Raw genomic sequence first — 20894 nt, forward strand, 5'->3', positions numbered from 1 at the left:
ATATTTGCAAAAATAAACATATTGCAAAAAATGAAAGATTTATTAAAGAAATTTGAAAATAAAGAGCCTGAGATTGTTTTTAACTGGAAAGATTCTGAGACCGAAGCCGAGGGCTGGACTGTAATAAACTCTCTTCGCGGAGGAGCTGCAGGTGGAGGAACAAGAATGAGAAAAGGACTTGACATAAATGAGGTTCTATCTCTTGCCAAAACAATGGAAGTTAAATTTTCAGTTTCTGGACCTGCTATTGGTGGGGCTAAATCTGGAATAAACTTTGACCCAAATGACCCAAGAAAAAAAGGAGTATTGCAACGCTGGTACAAAGCGGTTTCTCCTTTATTAAAAAGTTATTACGGTACAGGTGGCGATTTGAACGTAGACGAAATTCACGAAGTAATCCCTATTACGGAGGAATGTGGCGTTTGGCATCCGCAAGAAGGTGTGTTCAACGGCCATTTCAAACCTACTGAAGCGGATAAGATCAACAGGGTAGGTCAGTTGCGCCAAGGTGTTGTAAAAGTAATAGAGAACCCAAAGTTCTCTCCAGATGTTTCTAAAAAATATACTGTTGCTGATATGATTACTGGTTACGGTGTAGCCGAAGCCGTTCGTAACTTTTATGCAATTTATGGAGGAGATGTAAAAGGAAAGAAAGCTATAATTCAAGGTTTTGGTAACGTGGGTTCTGCAGCAGCTTTTTATTTAGCCGAAATGGGCGCCAAAGTAATTGGTATTATTGACAGAGATGGTGGATTGATTAATGAAGAAGGATTCTCTTTTGAAGAAATAAGAGCTTTGTTTTTAGCCAAAGATGGAAACAAACTGGTTGCCGAAAACATGATTCCTTTTGAGGAAATCAACCAAAAGATTTGGACAATTGGGGCTGAAATATTCACTCCATGTGCAGCATCAAGACTTGTGACTCAATCTCAAATTGATAGTTTAATTTCTCATGGTCTTGAAGTAATTTCATGTGGTGCCAATGTTCCTTTTGCTGACAAAGAAATATTTTTTGGACCAATTATGGAAGATGTAGATCATAAAGTGAGCTTAATTCCTGACTTTATTTCTAATTGCGGTATGGCACGTGTATTTGCTTATTTTATGGAAAAGAAAGTTCAAATGACAGACGAAGCTATCTTTTTAGATACTTCTGAAATCATTAAAAAAGCTATCGAGAAAGCATACGCAATCAATCCTAGCAAAACTAACATCAGCGCAACTGCATTTGAAATTGCACTAAAACAGCTTACTTAATACAAGCTATCATAATTACACTTATACAAATGGGAATTAGTAGTCATAAAAGCTACTGATTCCCATTTTACTTTAAAAAAGCTCCCATTTATATTTGAGTACTCGCTTTTTACTCTTGACAATTTTTAGTACTTTTCAACGTTTTTAATCATACACTTTTACAAATAAAACAAAAATGAGTTCCACCATTTCATCTAATCGAAAGAAATCTTTAATCATCACTACTCTTTTGTATGCGACAATGTTGTTGATTTTATTTTTTATCCGATTTTGGCCTCCTGCAAATGCAGATGAACTTGCTGGCGGTGGTGGCGGTGGCGGAGTTACAGTCAATTTTGGAGATAGTGATCTTGGGTCTGGAGCTGATTATCAAAGTGAAGTGCTAGAAGTAACCAACCAATCCAAGCAAACTCCAGTAAATACTGCACCTGACGAAGCTATATTATCACAAGAAAACAGTACAGATGAAAGCGTAGTTATTCCTACAAAAGAGAAAACAAAGAAACCTACAGTAGTTGTCAAAGAAGAAACAAAACCAGTAGTTGTAAAACCAAAAGTTTCGAATACTACAAATGATGCATTATCTAGTATTCTTAAAGGTTCAAACAAAGGAGGCGATGGTGATGACAAAACAGCCGGAAACAAAGGAAAAGCAAACGGTAGCTTAAACTCTGGAGAATATTATGGATCCGGAGGTTCTGGCGGAGGAACAGGCGGAGGAAACGGAACTGGAACTGGTATAGGAACTGGGAGTGGCTATGGTTCTGGAAGTGGAGGCGGATCTGGAAGTGGTTCTGGTGGTGGCGTTGGCTATTCCCTAGGAAACAGAAAAGCGGTTGCTAAGCCTGCTCCTAAATATACGTGCAACGAACAAGGCAAAGTAGTAGTAGAAGTAGCCGTTGACCGCAACGGTAGAACAATGAGCGCTCTCGCTGGCGTAAAAGGAACTACAAATACGGCAAAATGCCTATTAGATCAAGCTAGAATTGCCGCTATGAACACCAAGTGGGACGCAAGCAGTGATGCACCTGAGAAACAAGTAGGCAAGATCGTTTATAACTTCAATTTGAATTAGTAGTTTAATTGTAAAAGATAGTCGTCAACAATTTAAACGGTAGCATAAATTTTATTACACTTAAGTTAAAAATGAAAAAATCAATAATTATATTAACCGCATCATTTTTTATTTTAAGTTGTAGTAAGAAAAATGAAAATTTTCAAATGAATGGCGAACTTATTGAAAAACCATTAAGTATAAATGAGATAAAAAATATTAACTCAATTATTGAAGTTATAATAATCCAAGATAGTTTGAAAGTTTTAAAATCAAATGACTACGTTAACTTTCTTTGCTACGATTTGAAAAGACTACCCGTCGATATTCCAGAAAAGCAGGGAAATGGATTAGTTTTACCTCCAGCGCCAGGTCGTATTTATTTAACTGAACTATTGAATGAAAGAATAAACGATGAAATATTTTTCGCAACAAAAGATTCGTTTAATCTAATTGCACAAAACTCTAAACCTTCAAAATTCATAGTTGACCAATCGATTTTAAAAAATATAAATTCAACATCTTTTGAGAAAGAAAATGCAAAACGAAAAAAAGGCGAAAACTATCGTTTTTATGAAATGACTATTCCAATTTTTTCGCTCGACAATCAAAAAGCTTACGTTGAATTAGGATATCACTGCGGAACTCTTTGTGGATACGGAAAAGCTATTTACTTGAAAAAGGTAAGCGGAAAATGGATAATTGTAAAAAAGTTTAGAACTTGGATAAGTTAAAAAACTTCTGTTAATACGCGTTTTGCACAATTGCCTATTTTTTGCAAGCCGGACATCTTTTTCTTGCAAGAAATATTACATTGCTAGGAATATCCGGTTCCGAAGTTCGCAACAATCGCAAAGCGTTAGAGCTATATTTTGCGTGAGGGATAGCAGCAAGTACCGAAGTACTGCGAATAGCCCGACCGGAATAAAAAAAGGGGCTAATCACTATAAAGTTGATTAGCCCCTTTAATTTATTGTGGTCACGCCCAAAAACAACACCTTTAAAAACTTATAATCTTATTTATTTAGGACTGGTAGCAATCACAAATTTTAGATTGTTTCTCACTCCTATTTGCAAGACATCGACTAAATCTTGTACTTGTAAGTTAAATGGAATTCTAACAATAACGGTTTGATCTTTTGCCGAACCCATTTTTGACATTAGTGTAGTCTCGAGTTCTTCAAATGAAACAGGCTCTTTGTCAATGTAGAATTTTTTATCCTCAGTGACTGATAAACTGATGTATTGCTTGTTTGTTTTTTCATTTGATTGTGCCTTTGGCAAGGTCATCTTGATCACATTTGGATTAGCAAGTGTTGAAATAATCAAGAAAAAAAGCAGTAAAAAAAACATGATGTCGCTTAACGAAGAAGTTGCGACCTCAGCATGGAATCTTCTTTTTCTTTTTATAGACATGTTATGATCTTTGAATAATATTTACAAACTCAAGAACTTGTTTTTGGATTTTTAGTGCAAAATTATCAATTTTTCCGTTCAACAAGTGATATCCACTGTAGGCAACAATTCCTACTATTAAACCCGCTCCACTACTAATCATTTTTTCGTACAATCCACCAGAAATGTTTCCGATACTAATATTCTCAGTTACTGATATGCTGTAGAAAATTTTAATAACTCCAGAAATTGTCCCAATAAAACCTAAGGTAGGCGCGATACCCGCAATAAGTCCCAAATGGCTTAAGTGTTTTTCCATTTCGCCAATTTCAATATCGGCTGCACGATCCATATTCGATTCGATTTCACTAATTGGCCTACCAATAACAAGAATACCTTCTTTAATTATATTTCCAGACCCAGTGCTGCTTCGTTCTGCAATAGATCTTGCTAAGTCCAAGTTTCCAGAATTCAGCTGATCCCTTACATCACGCAGGAGTAATGAATCTATTTTTGAAGCTTTACTGATGTATAAATAGCGTTCTACAATGAGATAAAAGGTATAGAACAATAAAATCCCAATAGGAATTAGCCATATTCCTCCTTTTAATAAAAATCCTAAAGTAGAAACCTCTGTATTAGGAGCAATTTTTTCAATAACTACATTTGATGCAGCATTAGTAAGGGTGTCCGCTTGTAATTGTATAAAACTAAACATATAATATTATTGTATTTTAATCATTAATTCTAAAATTTATTTCAATTTTGCAATAAAGATACTTTTCGATGTAATATTAAACTAAAAAAATTGAAAAATATTTTAAACAATTCCTATTTACCATCAAAATGAATTATCAAGACACTATAAATTGGATGTTTAATCAACTCCCAATGTACCAACTTCAAGGAGCACAAGCTTACAAGAAAGATTTAACTAACGCCCATAAACTTGCTGCACACCTTAATCATCCAGAGAAGCAGTTAAAATGCATTCATGTGGCAGGAACCAATGGCAAAGGATCTACCTCTCACATGCTAGCATCTGTTTTACAAGAAGCGGGATATAAAGTAGGTTTGTACACGTCTCCACATTTAAAAGATTTTAGAGAACGTATTAAAATAAACGGAATCGAAATATCTGAAAAATTTGTTGAAGATTTCATTACGGAACATCAGCTTTTTTTTGAAGCAAATGACATGAGTTTTTTCGAAATGACAGTAGGATTAGCATTTGATTATTTTGCTACTTCAAAAGTTGACATTGCTATTATTGAAGTAGGAATGGGCGGAAGACTAGATGCAACCAATATTATCACCCCATTAGTTTCGGTTGTGACCAATATAGGACTGGATCACACCCAGTTTTTAGGCAATACACTTGAAGTAATTGCTTTTGAGAAAGCGGGAATTATAAAGCCGAATATTCCCGTGATTATTGGAGAATACAGCTCTGAAACAAAACCCGTTTTTATAACCAAAGCCAAAGAAGGAAATTCGGAGATTTATTTTGCCTCTGATTTAATTTCAGAAAACTATGCTTCAGACTTGATTGGCGATTATCAAATGCACAATAAAAAGACAGTAATACAAACCATACAGGTTTTAAATAAGCAAACTGAATTTGAAATCACACCTCAAAATATGCAAGATGGTTTGTTACATGTGGTAAAAAACACAGGACTTCAAGGCAGGTGGCAGCAAATACATACGGCTCCAAAGGTAATTTGCGATACTGCGCATAATAAAAACGGGCTTGAAATCGTATTAAAGCAAATACAGAAAGAGAAATTTGACACGTTACACGTTGTTTTAGGTGTTGTAAATGACAAAGATCTAGAAGAAATCTTGCCTTTGTTTCCAAAAAATGCAAAATATTATTTTTGTAAGCCCAATATTCCTCGTGGACTAGACGCTTCAATCTTACAACAAAAAGCCGCTTTATTTGCACTTAAAGGCGAAGTATACAATTCTGTTTCAGAAGCTTATCAAAAAGCATTACGAAATGCAGTAGAGACCGACTTCATTTACGCAGGAGGCAGTACCTTTGTAGTTGCAGAAATTTTGTAATTTTTTTTGTTTTTTTAGTTGCATATTCAAAAAACAGTCTTATATTTGCACTCGAAATAAGGAAATGAAAATTATCGAATTGCACTAGGGCGATTAGCTCAGCTGGTTCAGAGCACCTCGTTTACACCGAGGGGGTCGGGGGTTCGAACCCCTCATCGCCCACAAAACTTCTCAAGAAATTGAGAAGTTTTTTTTTTGCACTAAACTGAACACTAACTTTCGGTTTAGCCGTGAATGGTTTCACTTGTTCCATAGTTCACAATTATCGAAGTTTCAAAGGCAATCCATTCCTTCCAGCGTTTATCCACATCTACATGATCCGCATATTTTTTTGCAAATCCTAAAAAAGTCGTGTAATGTCCCGCTTCACTAATCATTAAATCCCTATAAAATTTAGCTAATTCAGCATCAGCAATGTTTTCCGAAAGTACTTTGAAACGCTCACAACTTCTTGCTTCAATCATAGCCGAAAACAACAAACGTTCACACAAAGCATCATTCCTACTTCCATCTTTTTTCATGAACTTAAACAATTCATTCACATAATGATCCTTGCGCTCGCGCCCTAACGAAAGCCCTTTCTTTTTAATCAAGTCGTGCACCATTTGTAAATGCTCTAATTCTTCCCTAGCAATAATCATCAATTCAGTTACCAGCTCTTCTTTTTCTGAATTTTGAGTAATCAAACTTATTGCGTTCGATGCCGCTTTTTGTTCACACCAAGCGTGGTCTGTCAATATTTCCTCAATATTTGACTCTACTATATTCACCCATCTTGGGTCCGTAACTAATTTTAATCCTAACATTTCAATATCATTTAATGTAGTACAAAATTAGTGATTTATTGCATAGACACATCCATCAAGATCAGATTGAACCCTTAATAAAACAAAAATAATTAGAGCGTGCCACCAAAAAAAATGGCCCAGCACCATTCCACTCAGCCATTTTTTTGCTGTCGGGCTATCCGCTTCAAGTCCTCATTGCGTTTTCTGCTACGCGACAACGCCATTGCGGGCTATACGCTACTATCCCTCACGCGGCGTCTAACCTGAAATGAAAGCCTTTATATTCATCAGAATTTACGAGTCTCTAAAGCTACAATACCACATTAAATTAGTATTTTGCAACCGTAATTTTCATCCCTCAAAAAAGTGCAATCACTCTTAATTATTGGTTTTGTTTGGCCTGAACCCAACTCCTCAGCTGCAGGTGGTAGAATGCTACAATTAATTTCGCTGTATCAAAAACAAGGATTTAAAATCACCTTTGCCTCTCCAGCACAAGACAGCGCTTTTAGTACGGATCTTGAGCCCCTAAACGTTGACAAGAAAACAATCCTTCTCAACTCGTCTACTTTTGATGCGTTTATCAAAGAACTAAATCCGGCTGTAGTGCTCTTTGATCGCTTTATGATTGAAGAACAATTTGGCTGGCGTGTTGCCGAAAATTGCCCTAATGCTATCCGAATATTAGATACCGAGGATTTACATTGTTTACGTCTTGCCAGACAAAAAGCTTTCAAAGAAAACCGAGTATACACAACCCAAGACTTAGTTGTTGAAGAAGTTGCCAAACGAGAAATTGCTAGTATTTTGCGCTGCGATATCTCCTTAATGATTTCTCAATATGAAATTGAAATACTAACCATCACATTCAAAATTGACCAGTCGCTACCATTATACCTGCCTCTTTTACTTGAGTCAGAGGCAATTTTAAATGCAACTACAACACCATCCTTTGAAAACAGAAGCGACTTTACTTTTGTTGGTAATTTTTTACACGAACCCAATTGGAATGCGGTTCAGTATTTGAAACAAACCATTTGGCCCTTGATTAAAAAACAAGTACCTGAAGCCGTTTGCAAAATTTATGGTGCCTATCCTTCCCAAAAAGTGCTGCAACTACACAACGCTAAAGAAGGATTCTTAATTCTGGGTCGGGCAGAGGATGCGCAAGAAGTAGTAAAACAGGCCCGAGTTGTTCTAGCACCCTTGCGTTTTGGTGCAGGAATAAAAGGAAAATTGCTCGAAGCCATGCAATGCGGTACACCTAGCGTAACTACTACAATTGGCGCCGAATCGATGCATGGTGATTTGCCATGGAATGGTTTTATCCAAGATAATCCCGAACTTTTTGCCAACCAAGCAGTGTTGTTGTATCAAAACAAAAAAACGTGGCTAGCCTCTCAAGAAAACGGATTTGAAATAATCAAGCTACGTTATGCAAGAATATTATTTGAAACTGATTTCAATAATCAAATGCAAAGCATACAGAAAAATCTAAAACAACACCGTTTGAACAATTTTATGGGTGCATTGCTACAACATCATACTTTGAAAAGCACCATGTACATGTCAAAATGGATTGCCGAGAAGAATAAAAACTAGAACGAAATTTACTTCTAAACTAATTAATTTCAAGCTATATTTATTCCGTAACAGCGATCGCTTCAATTTCAATGAGCCAATCTTTATTACCCAATACCGAAACGCCAACAAGGGTGCTTGCTGGATAATTCTCATTTCCTAAAAATTCGTTTCTAATTTTTCTAAAAATCGGTAAATCGGTTTCGGGATTAAAATTTACGATATAGGTATTCATTTTAACCACATCCTTAAACGTAGCATTGCATTTGCGCAATTGCTGTTCAAGGTTTTGAAAAGTGGCAATTACTTGGGCTTCTAGGGTATCCCCAATGCCAATTTGCCCTGAAATATAAAGAGTTTTAAAATCGCCCGTTTTTACCAGTACTGTTTGTGAAAAACCTGCACTGGGATCAATGTATTCCTTTTCAATCATTTTGTAGTATATTAAGTCGATACAAAATTAATAGTTTATCTATTGAAAGTCCTTTAATAAAAACATTTTTTAAACAAGTGATACTACAACCTGAAAACTACTTTGTTTGTCTTTCGTTTTCAAAAATACGTAGACTGCTACACAATTTTCTCTATTAATATCTCGTGCGCATGAAGGATAGGAGCGGCATCCTTTTATGAAGCGGTAGCGTAATAAAAGATATAGCGAATAGCCTGACGCAGCTGTAACGCTAGTGGAAGCTGGGACAGGCCCAAAAACACAAAACCCATCAGCTTAAAAAAAAGTGATGGGTTTTGTTATTAGATTGAATCCGTAGTTATGCAAGCATGGTCACTGGATTTTCAATGTATTGTTTTAAGGTTTGCAAGAACTGTGCTCCAGTTGCTCCATCGATGGTACGGTGATCACAAGCAAGAGATAACATCATGGTGTTTCCTACTACAATTTGTCCATTTTTAACAACTGGTTTCTCTACAATTGCTCCTACAGATAGGATTGCAGAGTTAGGCTGATTGATAATTGAATTGAATTCAACAATACCAAACATTCCTAAATTAGAAACAGTAAAAGTACTTCCTTCCATTTCTGTAGGTAATAGCTTTTTGTTTTTTGCTCTTCCGGCAAGATCGCGTACACTACCTCCTATTTGAGACAAACTCATAGCATCTGTAAATTTCAATACAGGAACTACTAGACCATCTTCAACAGCTACAGCAACTCCAATATTCACATGGTGATTGATCGTAATGGCATCCTCTTTCCATTGTGAATTAATTTTTGGATGCTTTTTCAAAGCCATTGCACAAGCTTTAATTACCATATCGTTAAAAGACACTTTTGTATCAGGCACGGTATTAATTACTGCTCTTGAAGCCATTGCATCATCCATAGCTACTTCGATTACTAAGTTGTAATGCGGAGCGGTAAATAAGGATTCGGCCAATCGTTTTGCAATAATCTTGCGCATTTGAGAATTCTTGATTTCCTCTGTAAATGTTTCTCCAGTAGGAACAAACACTTTTGGTGCAGCAGGTGCAACAGGTGCCTGAGCAGTTTCAGTTTTAGCAGCTGGTGCATCAGCAGTTGTTTTAGGAACAGCTGGTGTAAAGTTTTCGATATCGCTTTTTACGATTCTACCATTTTCACCCGAACCCTTAACTTGATTCAACTGAATTCCCTTATCACTAGCAATTTTCTTTGCTAATGGCGAAGCCAAAATACGTTGCCCATCAGCTGCAGCTTCTTGAGCAACTGGCTCAGTCGCTGCCGTTGTTGTTGCAACTTCTTCTTTAACTTCTGCAGCAGGAGCAGCTGTCGTTGCTCCGCCTGCTTTATAATTTGTAGCAATTCCAGCAACATCGGTTCCTGCGGGACCTATAATTGCTAAAAGGCTATCAACAGGAGCTGTATTTCCTTCTTCAATACCTACATATAATAATGTACCCGCATTGAAAGACTCAAACTCCATTGTTGCTTTATCGGTTTCAATTTCAGCAAGAATATCACCTTCGGCAACTGCATCTCCTACTTTTTTCAACCAAGTTGCAACAGTTCCTTCGGTCATCGTATCACTTAAACGAGGCATTGTTATTATCACTACTCCTTTTGGTAAAGAAGCCGCTACTGCAGATGACTCTTTAGTAGTTTCTGGAACAGCCGCCGCTTCTGAAGCAGGTTTTGCTTCGTCTGCAGCTGGAGTTGCCTCTGCTGTTTTTCCTGCAAGTAATGCTGAAATATCTTCGCCTTCTTTTCCTATGATGGCTAATAATGAGTCTACTGCTGCTGTTTCACCAGCAGGTATACCAATATGTAAAAGAGTTCCTTCGTTGAAAGACTCAAATTCCATTGTTGCTTTATCGGTTTCAATTTCGGCAAGAATATCTCCTTCGCTTACTTTATCACCTACTTTTTTTAGCCAAGTCGCTACCGTTCCTTCCGTCATCGTATCGCTCAAACGAGGCATTGTAATAATTGTTGCCATAATTGATTTATAGTTTATGAGGTATAAAAGGATAGTTTTCTTGTTCGTAGACTACGTCGTACAATTGTTGAATTGGTGGGTAATCAGACTCTTCGGCAAATGTAGCACACTCTTCAACCAAATCTTTCACTCTTTGATCTATAGCTTCTATTTCTTCAGTTGTAGCGTAGTTTTGATCTTTAATTACATCTAAAACTTGTGTAATTGGATCTATTTTTTTGTATTCTTCAACTTCTTCTTTAGAACGGTATAATTGCGCATCCGACATAGAGTGGCCTCTGTAACGATATGTTTTCATTTCCAAGAACGTTGGTCCATCGCCACGACGTGCTCTATCAATTGCTTCTGTCATTGCTTCAGCAACTTTTACTGGATTCATTCCGTCTACTGGACCACAAGGCATTTCATATCCCAAACCTAGTTTCCAGATATCCGTATGATTTGCTGTTCTTTCTACAGAGGTTCCCATAGCGTATCCATTGTTTTCAACAATAAAAACTACAGGTAATTTCCATAGCATAGCCATATTAAAAGCTTCGTGTAAAGAACCTTGACGTGCAGCTCCATCCCCAAAATAGGTCATAGTCACACCTCCAGTATTAAAATATTTATCTGCAAATGCTAAACCAGCACCTACTGGAATTTGACCTCCTACAATACCGTGACCACCATAAAAACGGTGCTCTTTTGAGAAAATGTGCATAGAACCACCCATTCCCTTTGAAGTACCCGTCACTTTACCAAGTAATTCTGCCATTACACGCTTAGGATCTACACCCATACCTATTGGTTGTACGTGATTTCTATAAGCAGTAATCATTTTGTCTTTAGTCAAATCCATAGCGTGAAGCGCTCCTGCTAATACTGCTTCTTGACCGTTGTATAAATGTAAAAAACCTCTAACTTTTTGTTGAATGTATAATGCTGCCAGTTTATCCTCAAACTTTCTCCAAAATAGCATGTCTTCATACCATTTTACATATACTTCTTTTGTAACTTCTTTCATCTGAATTTTTCTTTTGCTTAAGTGTTATTGTTGAATCAATTTGAACCTATAACGCAAAATAGTTTCCTCCCACAAATTTGCGAAAAGCAAAAATAAGACATTCCGCGTAAGAACTAAAATATAATAGGTAGTTTTTGGGAATTTTAAAGGAATTTTTTGTCAAACATAAATGGCAGTAAATTTTTCAAGGAGTCTGATTTGTATATCAAACCTATTTCACCCATAAAATAGATTTCTATAGGCATTTCTTGTTTGATTTCATATTCTGCAATTGATTGCCTGCACGATCCACAAGGTGGAATTGGCGCAGTGGTTTGATTGGTATCTGACGCAGCTGTTATAGCCATTTTTAAAACTTTAGCATCTGGATACTTTGCACCAGCATAAAAAATAGCTACACGCTCTGCACACAATCCTGATGGATAAGCTGCATTTTCTTGATTTGAACCTACAATTACCTCTCCATTATCTAGTAAAATTGCCACTCCTACTCTAAATTTTGAATAGGGCGCATAAGCATTTTTCCGGACATCTACAGCCTGCCGCATTAAATTTTGAACCTCTATTGGCATGTCTTGTGTAGTCTCGAATGCTGTAAATTGTGTTGAAATTATTATTTCTTTCATATTTGTAAGGGAAAAAAAATCCAAATTACACTTTTAACAAAGGTGTAATTTGGATAGTCAGTAAGTAATTAATCTAAATTTTTAATATTCATCGTATTGATCTCCAAAATTAAATGTCAAGGAGAATCGTAATGTGTTTTCTAGTGGGTTTCTAACTTTAGATGCTGAAAATAAATAAGAAACATCTACTTTGATTGTTGTGTACTTAAAACCAGCTCCAAGAGATAAGAATTGACGTGCTCCTTTTTGGGGACTTTCATGAAAATAACCCAATCGCATAGCAAATGAATCTTGATAAAGATACTCTGCACCTACGGCATAGGTTACTTCTTTCAATTCTTCACTTATTCCATCTGGTGCATCTCCAAATGATTTAAAAATTCCTGAAGTCCATCCTATGGATCTGTAATTTTCTAAATTTTGATTTGCTTCTTCAGGTGTAGTAATTCCATCGCCATTCAAGTCGTTTTTTTGAAAAGTAGGAACTAGCAATTTATTGAATTCTACATTAAGTGCTACTTTATTAAAATCGTCCAATATAAAATCAAATCCAGTACCTAACTTTAAATTAGCTGGTATAAAATTATTATTAACATCATCATTGTCGTAACTAATTTTTGGACCTAAATTTTGAAAATTAAATCCAGCTCTCCAACGTCCGTTAAAATCAGAATAGGCAATTTCTTCTGATTGAAAAAAACCTGCTACGTCTACTGCAAAAGTACTTGCAGCGGTTGCATCATTAGCATCCGAAGCTACCTTTAAGTTAGAATTGATAAATCGTCCTCCTACAGCCATCGAAAATTTCTCACTCAATTTTAAGGAGTACGATAAATCCACCGCAAATTCATTTGGCGAAACTACACGAGCAGCCTCATTAGGATCTCCAGTTTCACGTAGTTCAATTTCGCCAAGACCAAAATAACGAATACTACCAGCAAACGCACTTTTTTCGTTTAGTTTGTTATAATACGTTAACTGACCTAAGGAAATATCATTTACTAAATCAGTCAAATAAGGAGTGTAACTTACTGAGAATCCCTGAGCATCTTTAGAAAATGCATACTTTGCAGGATTCCATTGTTGTGAGAAAGCATCAGCTGATGTTGCTACTCCCATATCAGCCATACCAGCCGCTCTAGCATCGGCAGCGACTAATAAAAATGGCACTCCAGGATTAATTGTCCTGTCTTGTGCGGATGTGATGTTCATGCAAAAAAGCAATACAAAAATTGGTATTATGTTTTTCATTACGAGGCTTCTATTTATTAAACAAATATAGTACATTATTAAAGTATTACAAGTTTTTCGAATTTTTCTGCTTTTTTATTAGTTGTATTCGATTTTACAGTTAGTTTATACACATAAACTCCTTTTCCTAGCTTGTCGCCAAAATCATCTCTTCCGTTCCAAGTGAGTTCTTTTGATAAAAATCCTTCAGTATTCACAATTTGATTTTTTGTCCAAACAATTTTTCCCGTCACTGTCATCACTTGAACCTGCACTTCTAGAGGTTCAAATGGCTTGTTGTGAGTAAACCAAAACTCTGTGTAGTTTACAAATGGGTTGGGATAATTAAGCACGTTAGTCAGGGTTAACGAATCATTACCTACAACCACAAACTGTGTTTCGGCAATTACAGGATTGTTATAAACATCCCAAGCTTTGAAACTGATTGTATGCAAACCCGGTATAAGGTTCCGAAGCGGAAAACGCAGTGTTCCTTTGGTAAAATCGTCCAAATCTGCTTGGTAATAATCATTCAATATAAAAGGATTGTTTACATCATCATCTAAAATAGCCACAATATCATGACCTATTCCGCTTGCCGTGTTAATGCCACTTTCATCACCTAATTTAGCTATTAAAAAAGGAGATTCATTCGTATTTCCACCTGCTACAAAATTTTCATCGTTCATATACAATTGCACTCTAGGACTTGTGGTATCAAGTGGTGCATTTTCATTAATACCCCCTATTTTAATGTTGCTATCAAAACCATTTTCGTTTTGCAAGGCGTCTTTCTTTTTGGCGTAAAAACTAATTCTTCCATTTGCAACAGGTATTCTTATATCTCTAGGCACAATAAAACTATATTCAAACTGACCGTTTACAATACTTGCGCTTCCACGAAAAATAGTTTCACCCAATACATTAAAGTTAATGGGCAGACTGTTGCCATCATTATTAAGTGTTGTTCTGTTGAGCATTTTATCAAAAATCATCGAGGTTACTTCACCATTGTAATTTGAAATAATATTGTTATTTTCATCACTAACTTCACCAGTAATTTTTATTTTTGACAAAGACTTAAAATCTTCTATCGAATGACTTACAGGAACATCATTAACTTTTGTCAATCTAATTTTAGGTTTTGGAATAGCAAGTTTCAAAGCAGGATCACCAATGTAAAAAACAACATTTGTAGCTGAATTTGGATTGCTATTTTTTGAAATACGAAGTGCTTCAGCAATAGATGTATATTGATTAGAACCGTAAGAAAGTAAGTTTTTTGTAAACGTATCATTAAAGGTTTCAGCGCTAAACTGACCAATAGATCGTATAGTTGTAATCATTGCTATGGCACCCCCTTTTGGGTTCCAATACGTATATTCACCCGCAGTAGGTCGTAAAGGGTTGTCAAATCTTGAAAACTCACAAGTGATGGTTATAAATAAAGGATATCTGAATTGATTGCTTAAATTTTGACCATCCGATTTTTCCCAAATACGCTCAACCGACAGTCCGTCTTCACCACCATGCCCTAAGTAATTAAAAACCAATGCTCCTTTTTCAAAAGCATTAAAAAAATCAGTTCTAGCTTTTGGATATCGAGCACCACCTGCAGCTGCCTCTTGTATGTATGAATCCAAAAGAATTTTATTAACATTAAAAAAGGGTTTTTCTGTAGCTATTGTATTGGCTAGATTGTTTTGTTTGTTTTGCAAATTGGCATCTGATAACACATCAGAATCATCTGAAATGAGTACGAAATTATTACGCCAGCTACCAAACGATTCGGAATTGTGATACTCCAAAACTTTATTAATCATTTCATTAGCTTGTTTAGCATCGTTAACCAGCATTCTTCCCACAGCGATATCAATACCACCAAAAGAAGAAGTAATATTACCTTCATTATCATCCATCAAACCATAAAAATCATCTGATGCATAAGAAGATTCTCCAGAACTGCTACTATTTAAAGCATGATATATAGGTACCACATTTGTATTGTTTGAAATTCTATTTTTGTAGTCGTATGAAGAATCTCCAAAAAGGTTAATATATTTAAGCCTTTTGTCAGCGCTTGAGGCATTCTGATAAATGTATTTAATACAATTTCTGATTGCTGCAATGTCTTGCTTTCCGGACGAAAACTCGTTATAAATTAACTCAAGCGGAATTACTTTCACATTTAAGCCCGAATTTGTACGATGAAAATTAGCCAGCGTCTCTGCTTGCGACACGAGCACCGTGGGCGAAATAATTACATAGTCAATATCCTGAAAATTACCCGACCTATTTGTAAAAAGCGTTCCTTTTAAATTCTGGTTAGAAACTCGTGTTTGAGCATCTTTCAAAGGCACAAAAAAGTCAGTTTCTACAAGGGCAACATACTTTTTAATTTCACCTAAATTGATCTTGAAATCAATTGTACTTAGATTAGAATTCACAATTGTTTTAGCATTATGAATATCCGTTACATCCCAAATTTGTGAAATTCCAGCTGCATTAGAAACCGTGTAATTAGCAATACCACTAGATGCGTTACTAGCGTCATATTGAAATTGAAATTGTTTTCCATAACCCTGAAGTTTTCTTTTTGCAACAAGTCGAATTTGATCAAGAAAACCTTTAGACCCAGGAACACCATTGTTACTATAATTGAGTTTTATTTTTACATTTTCAGCACTTGTTATTGTCGTATTATTAGGCAAGTTAGCAACAAAAAACTCCGTACTTGATGTATTACTAAGTGCTGGAAAAGTAAGTGTTGCAAGGGCACTACCATTTGAAGTGATCTTAAAAGAAGTGGATGTAAATGCAGCCGCAGCGGCAGTCAACATGATTTTTATGGGAACTGATGTGTCAACATTTGGGAAATTAAAATCAAATTCTTGCTCATTTTTAATTTCAAAAGACTCCCCAAACCATTGCCTACCCAATTTACCAATATTTGTTATATCCTTTTCATAGAATTGGTAATCATCAAATGTATTTAATAACACTGTAGGAGAGCCGCTTGGTTGTACTAAAGGACTAATTCTTTTGCCATTTTCTCCTTGAACATTTATATAATAATAAGATTTAGTATCATATAAATTAACATTGGTTTTACTTTCTTCATTCCAAGTATCTGTTCCTTCTCCGTAAAAGAGGACATAATCTGAATTGTCAAACGTTCCGTCATTTTTCCCAACAATTTGTATAGCGTTCTCAACTAGATCATTTGGATATACAATGCTATTGCTAAGAGGCAACATCCTGCCCCCATTCCCGTAAATTTTAATCTTTCGCGAATCTACATTTTTAAAATCAATACCTAGTTGCTCTAAAAACCTTTTTGACAATTTATAAACACCCGATTTTTCAATATAAAATCTATACCAATTACCATTTGCCAATACAGAATTAGAGATACCTGCTGTAGTTTTAAAACTACGATTAGCTAAAGATGTGTTGCCATTAATAGAATAATTAAAAGAAATAATTTTTTTAAAACCAAAATCGTCCCTTATTATGGGTGAAAAAATAATATGAGCAGTAACTAGATCTCGTGCTGACGAAATAACTAAATCAAAATTAGTTTTTGAAGGTATATTTTTAAGATTTAAATCCCCTAAAAGTTCTTTATCTATGGATTCATAAAGTATAGAACTAACCTGTAATTTACCTTCTTGAAAACTTAAATTAGTAGACACTTTACAGTAAGCTTTAAGAGATTGACTTGTATCATCATAATGAAATTCATCTCCTGAAAAATAGGGAATGTTTACTTGATTTGTACCATAATACATCTCTTTTTTCTCAAACCAATTCAATTTTATTTCACTATTTACTTGCGAAAAACTGAATGATGGGACAAAGACTAAAAGAAACAAAAGTATTTTTCTCATTCTTTTTTTAACGTGTTTTTTTTATTCATAGTATTTATTGGTAAAAATAAATCAAAACATATCGTTTTAAATAATAATTATTATAAATTTGCGTTGTGATATATAAATTAATGTTAAAACTTAGTTTTACATTATAATTAATTTTCAAGCTGTTTATCATTAGTCAGTATATTGCAGCACTAAATTATTACCTACTAAATAATATGAAAGCAAACAAAATTATGGGCCTACAAGTGTTACTCTCAATCATGCTGATTGTTGGTTTCTCAAGTTGTAGTAAAAAATCCAGCTCTAAAAACACTTCAAGAGCAACCGGTTGGAACATGGATAGCAAGAAAGGAGCTAGCAAAAAGAAACAAGAAGCTGGACCAGGATTGGTTTTTGTTGAAGGAGGTACATTTACCATGGGTAAAGTTGAGGATGACGTAATGCACGACTGGAACAACTCACCAACACAACAACACGTGCAGTCTTTTTACATGGATGAAACAGAAGTTACGAATTCTATGTACCTTGACTACCTAGAATGGTTAAAAAGTGTATATCCACCTACTGAAGAAAATTACAAAAACATATACGAAGGTGCTTCCCCTGACACCTTAGTATGGAGAAATAGATTAGGTTATAATGAAACAATGACTAACAATTACTTGAGACACCCATCTTATGCTGAATATCCAGTAGTAGGTGTTAACTGGATTCAAGCTGTTGAGTTTAGCAATTGGAGAACACAACGTGTAAATGAAGCATTGTTGGAGAAAAATGGTTATTTGAAAAAAAATGCCAAAACAAATGATGTAACAGCCGATAGTAATTTTGACACTGAAACTTATTTAAACTCACCAACATCTGCATATGGTGGAGATGAGACCATCGTTCTTAAAGGCAGAAATGCTAAAAAGCAAACTAAGAGTGGTAAAAATGGTGCAGCCATTGAACCAAAAAATGTATATGCACAAAGATCATCTGGAATTTTACTGCCAGAATACAGATTACCAACAGAGGCAGAGTGGGAATATGCTGCAGCTGCAGATGCTGGACAACGAGAATACAATATTTATAAAGGACAGAAAAAATATCCATGGTCAGGTGGTTACACTCGTTCAGGAAAAAGACAGTCTAAAGGTGATCAACTTGCAAATTTCAAACAAGGCAATGGAGATTACGGAGGAATAGCAGGATGGTCTGATGACGGTGCAGATATTACTAATGAAGTTAAAAAATATCCAGCTAATGATTTCGGATTATACGATATGGCAGGAAACGTTGCCGAATGGGTTCAAGACGTTTACAGACCAATAGTAGATAACGAAGCAAATGATTTCAACTATTTTAGAGGGAACTTATATACTAAAAACATGATTGGTGCTGATGGTAAAATAGTTATTATCACTAAAGAAAGCATTAAATACGACACCTTGAGCAATGGTAAAATAGTAGCAAGAAATTTACCTGGTCAAATTGCACAAGTACCAGTTGATGAGCAAGAAACATATTTGAGGCAAAACTTTGACAAAAGTAACAATATCAACTACAGAGATGGAGACAAACAATCTACAAAGTATTATGATTTTGGTGACTCAGATGAAGATAAAGCAAAATCTGAAAGAACTATGTACAACTCTCCTAAACACAATGTTACAACAGACAGTTTAGGGAAAATGGTTCGTAAATTTGATAGATCAAGCAAAAGGACTACTTTAATAAACGATCAGTCTAGAGTTTATAAAGGAGGTTCATGGAGAGATAGAGCATATTGGCTAGACCCAGCTCAAAGACGTTATTTTCCTCAAGATATGGCAACAGACTATATTGGTTTTAGATGTGCGATGTCAAGAGTTGGTCCAAAGGCTGATAAGAAAAGATCCGTTAGAAATAAATAATCACATTTTTAGTAAATACAGTAATAGCCCTTTTTAGGGCTATTCTTTTTTTAAATTAATTCATATGGATGAAATACAGGAAATTCATAGTTTGTTTTTAAAATGCAGTTCTATCTCAACAGACACCCGAAGAATTGAGAATAACTCAATGTTTGTAGCCTTGAAAGGAGAACGTTTTGATGCAAATATATTTACAAAAGAAGCACTCCAAAAGGGTGCATCATATGTAATAATTGACAATCCAAAATATTATATTGACAACAGAACAATTTTAGTTACAGATAGCTTAAAAACGCTTCAAGACTTAGCACAATATCATAGAATTTTTTTAAAAATACCTATTATTGCTCTAACAGGGAGTAATGGCAAAACAACTACCAAAGAACTTATCACAAAAGTTCTTGCAATGAAATATAATGTGAAATCAACTGTTGGTAATTTAAACAATCACATTGGTGTTCCTTTAACATTACTTTCTTTTACAAATAAAACCGATATAGGTATTGTAGAAATGGGGGCTAACCATCAAGAAGAGATTGCTTTTCTTTGTCAGTTAGCTAAACCTGATTATGGATACATTACTAATTTTGGAAAAGCACATCTTGAGGGATTTGGCGGTATAGAGGGTGTAATCAAAGGGAAAAGCGAAATGTATGATTTCTTACGCATGAATCAAAAAGTTGTTTTTATAAATCACGATGATACCATTCAAGTTAAACAATCTCATGATATTAAGACTTTTTCATTTGGTACACAAAGTCCACAAGCAAATATATTTATTGATTCCGTAACTGCAAATCCACTAGTTACAGTAACATATCAAGATATTAATATCAGTTCACATTTAATAGGTTTATATAACGCAAACAATATAAACGCTGCAATTACAATAGGTATTTATTTTAAAGTACCCGATATAGATATTAAAGAAGCTCTTGAAAATTACATTCCTGAAAACAACAGATCCCAATTAATTACAAAAAAAACGAATTCAATTATTTTAGATGCCTATAATGCTAATCCAAGCAGTATGAAAGTAGCCATTGAAAACTTCTTACAATTAAAAAACCCGACTAAAATTTTAGTTTTGGGAGATATGTTTGAATTAGGCACAGATAGTCAAAAGGAACATGAAAACATTGTTAAAATGCTATCTAATTCGGATGATATTTATTGCTATTTTATAGGTAAATCCTTTTACAAAAATAAAATAGATAAAAATACTTTTTGGTTTTTTGATACATTTGAAACTTTCTCGAATACTTTTTTAAAAAGAAAATTAAAAAACACCTCCATTTTGATTAAAGGATCTCGAGGAATGGCATTAGAAAGAACTTTAGATTTAATATAAAAGGATCGATCTAAATTGACAAAATACCAAGTATACAAGTATTTAATTTATAATAACCTATTAACCATTTCCTAATTAATGTCAAACTAAAAGATAAATAGCAATCCTAGACCGGTAACTTCTATTCATTTATATCAAAGCAAATTAAAAAAAATGATTTCAGTAGGTCATTAAAAAAACCCATATGATAACGCGGACTAAACTGTTTCTCGAACATTAATAGTTGGTTAAATCATACTTTTCGATGCTTAACTAGAATGTTATTTAACTCTAATTCTTGAATATGCTGATCAAAAATATGAATTTAAATAATAACTGTTACTAGTATATT

General features: G+C 34.9%; 16 protein-coding genes and 1 tRNA gene. 8 read left to right on the top strand and 9 right to left on the bottom strand.

The window, feature by feature from the left end:
- Positions 1 to 30: 30 nt before the first annotated feature.
- From AC061E_RS02770 to AC061E_RS02780, 3 genes are all read left to right on the top strand, one after another.
- Complete coding sequence (locus AC061E_RS02770) at positions 31 to 1257, top strand: Glu/Leu/Phe/Val dehydrogenase dimerization domain-containing protein (protein ID WP_478284900.1); 1227 nt, start codon at positions 31 to 33, stop codon at positions 1255 to 1257.
- Between the two features lie 175 nt (positions 1258 to 1432).
- Positions 1433 to 2332: an energy transducer TonB gene (locus AC061E_RS02775; protein ID WP_478284901.1), complete on the top strand. Its 900-nt coding sequence runs from the start codon at positions 1433 to 1435 to the stop codon at positions 2330 to 2332.
- A gap of 71 nt (positions 2333 to 2403) precedes the next feature.
- A complete protein-coding gene (locus tag AC061E_RS02780; RefSeq protein WP_478284902.1) occupies positions 2404 to 3045 on the top strand; it encodes a hypothetical protein in 642 nt (213 codons plus the stop codon).
- A gap of 286 nt (positions 3046 to 3331) precedes the next feature.
- Here AC061E_RS02780 and AC061E_RS02785 read toward each other — a convergent pair whose 3' ends face one another.
- Together AC061E_RS02785 and AC061E_RS02790 are read right to left on the bottom strand one after the other, a co-directional pair.
- Positions 3332 to 3727 (bottom strand): ExbD/TolR family protein, encoded by a 396-nt coding sequence (locus AC061E_RS02785; protein ID WP_144894004.1) that lies wholly within the window; start codon positions 3725 to 3727, stop codon positions 3332 to 3334.
- Between the two features lies 1 nt (position 3728).
- On the bottom strand, positions 3729 to 4424 hold the full coding sequence (locus AC061E_RS02790) for a MotA/TolQ/ExbB proton channel family protein (RefSeq protein WP_478284903.1): 696 nt from the start codon (positions 4422 to 4424) through the stop codon (positions 3729 to 3731).
- 128 nt (positions 4425 to 4552) lie between these two features.
- Between AC061E_RS02790 and AC061E_RS02795 the strand changes: the two genes are divergently transcribed.
- Together AC061E_RS02795 and AC061E_RS02800 are read left to right on the top strand one after the other, a co-directional pair.
- Positions 4553 to 5773: a bifunctional folylpolyglutamate synthase/dihydrofolate synthase gene (locus AC061E_RS02795; RefSeq protein WP_478284904.1), complete on the top strand. Its 1221-nt coding sequence runs from the start codon at positions 4553 to 4555 to the stop codon at positions 5771 to 5773.
- Positions 5774 to 5860: 87 nt separating this feature from the next.
- Positions 5861 to 5935: transfer RNA gene (locus AC061E_RS02800), tRNA-Val, on the top strand.
- A 62-nt stretch (positions 5936 to 5997) separates the two neighbouring features.
- Here AC061E_RS02800 and AC061E_RS02805 read toward each other — a convergent pair.
- Positions 5998 to 6579 (bottom strand): MiaE family protein, encoded by a 582-nt coding sequence (locus tag AC061E_RS02805; protein ID WP_086454570.1) that lies wholly within the window; start codon positions 6577 to 6579, stop codon positions 5998 to 6000.
- Between the two features lie 348 nt (positions 6580 to 6927).
- Here AC061E_RS02805 and AC061E_RS02810 point away from each other — a divergent pair, with 348 nt between their 5' ends.
- Positions 6928 to 8163, top strand: coding sequence for a glycosyltransferase (locus AC061E_RS02810; RefSeq protein ID WP_478284905.1), 1236 nt, complete (start codon positions 6928 to 6930; stop codon positions 8161 to 8163).
- Positions 8164 to 8203: 40 nt separating this feature from the next.
- Here the strand turns inward: AC061E_RS02810 and AC061E_RS02815 are convergent, their stop codons facing one another.
- The 6 genes from AC061E_RS02815 to porU all read right to left on the bottom strand — a co-directional run bounded on the left by AC061E_RS02815 (position 8204) and on the right by porU (position 17329).
- Positions 8204 to 8575 (bottom strand): RidA family protein, encoded by a 372-nt coding sequence (locus AC061E_RS02815; protein ID WP_478284906.1) that lies wholly within the window; start codon positions 8573 to 8575, stop codon positions 8204 to 8206.
- 337 nt (positions 8576 to 8912) lie between these two features.
- The gene (locus AC061E_RS02820; RefSeq protein ID WP_478284907.1) at positions 8913 to 10577 is read right to left on the bottom strand and encodes a dihydrolipoamide acetyltransferase family protein; all 1665 of its coding nucleotides are present in this window, start codon (positions 10575 to 10577) and stop codon (positions 8913 to 8915) included.
- A 7-nt stretch (positions 10578 to 10584) separates the two neighbouring features.
- A complete protein-coding gene (gene pdhA, locus AC061E_RS02825) occupies positions 10585 to 11583 on the bottom strand; it encodes a pyruvate dehydrogenase (acetyl-transferring) E1 component subunit alpha (protein WP_478284908.1) in 999 nt (332 codons plus the stop codon).
- A 143-nt stretch (positions 11584 to 11726) separates the two neighbouring features.
- Positions 11727 to 12209, bottom strand: coding sequence for a cytidine deaminase (cdd, locus tag AC061E_RS02830; RefSeq protein ID WP_478284909.1), 483 nt, complete (start codon positions 12207 to 12209; stop codon positions 11727 to 11729).
- Positions 12210 to 12290: 81 nt separating this feature from the next.
- Positions 12291 to 13460 (bottom strand): type IX secretion system outer membrane channel protein PorV, encoded by a 1170-nt coding sequence (porV, locus tag AC061E_RS02835; RefSeq protein ID WP_478284910.1) that lies wholly within the window; start codon positions 13458 to 13460, stop codon positions 12291 to 12293.
- A 38-nt stretch (positions 13461 to 13498) separates the two neighbouring features.
- Positions 13499 to 17329: a type IX secretion system sortase PorU gene (gene porU / locus AC061E_RS02840; protein ID WP_478284911.1), complete on the bottom strand. Its 3831-nt coding sequence runs from the start codon at positions 17327 to 17329 to the stop codon at positions 13499 to 13501.
- 203 nt (positions 17330 to 17532) lie between these two features.
- Here porU and gldJ point away from each other — a divergent pair, with 203 nt between their 5' ends.
- Both gldJ and AC061E_RS02850 read left to right on the top strand, forming a co-directional pair.
- A complete protein-coding gene (gene gldJ, locus AC061E_RS02845) occupies positions 17533 to 19212 on the top strand; it encodes a gliding motility lipoprotein GldJ (protein WP_478284912.1) in 1680 nt (559 codons plus the stop codon).
- A gap of 64 nt (positions 19213 to 19276) precedes the next feature.
- Positions 19277 to 20563 (top strand): UDP-N-acetylmuramoyl-tripeptide--D-alanyl-D-alanine ligase, encoded by a 1287-nt coding sequence (locus AC061E_RS02850; protein ID WP_478284913.1) that lies wholly within the window; start codon positions 19277 to 19279, stop codon positions 20561 to 20563.
- Positions 20564 to 20894: the final 331 nt, after the last annotated feature.

The organism is Flavobacterium sp. GNP011 (assembly GCF_056428925.1).

What these genes read in the sequence shown, in the direction of transcription:
- AC061E_RS02770 (WP_478284900.1), top strand. Translation starts at nt 31, where the DNA reads ATGAAAGATTTATTAAAGAAATTTGAAAATAAAGAGCCTGAGATTGTT.
- AC061E_RS02775 (WP_478284901.1), top strand. Translation starts at nt 1,433, where the DNA reads ATGAGTTCCACCATTTCATCTAATCGAAAGAAATCTTTAATCATCACT.
- AC061E_RS02780 (WP_478284902.1), top strand. Translation starts at nt 2,404, where the DNA reads ATGAAAAAATCAATAATTATATTAACCGCATCATTTTTTATTTTAAGT.
- AC061E_RS02785 (WP_144894004.1), bottom strand. Translation starts at nt 3,727, where the DNA reads ATGTCTATAAAAAGAAAAAGAAGATTCCATGCTGAGGTCGCAACTTCT.
- AC061E_RS02790 (WP_478284903.1), bottom strand. Translation starts at nt 4,424, where the DNA reads ATGTTTAGTTTTATACAATTACAAGCGGACACCCTTACTAATGCTGCA.
- AC061E_RS02795 (WP_478284904.1), top strand. Translation starts at nt 4,553, where the DNA reads ATGAATTATCAAGACACTATAAATTGGATGTTTAATCAACTCCCAATG.
- AC061E_RS02805 (WP_086454570.1), bottom strand. Translation starts at nt 6,579, where the DNA reads ATGTTAGGATTAAAATTAGTTACGGACCCAAGATGGGTGAATATAGTA.
- AC061E_RS02815 (WP_478284906.1), bottom strand. Translation starts at nt 8,575, where the DNA reads ATGATTGAAAAGGAATACATTGATCCCAGTGCAGGTTTTTCACAAACA.
- AC061E_RS02820 (WP_478284907.1), bottom strand. Translation starts at nt 10,577, where the DNA reads ATGGCAACAATTATTACAATGCCTCGTTTGAGCGATACGATGACGGAA.
- pdhA (WP_478284908.1), bottom strand. Translation starts at nt 11,583, where the DNA reads ATGAAAGAAGTTACAAAAGAAGTATATGTAAAATGGTATGAAGACATG.
- cdd (WP_478284909.1), bottom strand. Translation starts at nt 12,209, where the DNA reads ATGAAAGAAATAATAATTTCAACACAATTTACAGCATTCGAGACTACA.
- porV (WP_478284910.1), bottom strand. Translation starts at nt 13,460, where the DNA reads ATGAAAAACATAATACCAATTTTTGTATTGCTTTTTTGCATGAACATC.
- porU (WP_478284911.1), bottom strand. Translation starts at nt 17,329, where the DNA reads ATGAGAAAAATACTTTTGTTTCTTTTAGTCTTTGTCCCATCATTCAGT.
- gldJ (WP_478284912.1), top strand. Translation starts at nt 17,533, where the DNA reads ATGAAAGCAAACAAAATTATGGGCCTACAAGTGTTACTCTCAATCATG.
- AC061E_RS02850 (WP_478284913.1), top strand. Translation starts at nt 19,277, where the DNA reads ATGGATGAAATACAGGAAATTCATAGTTTGTTTTTAAAATGCAGTTCT.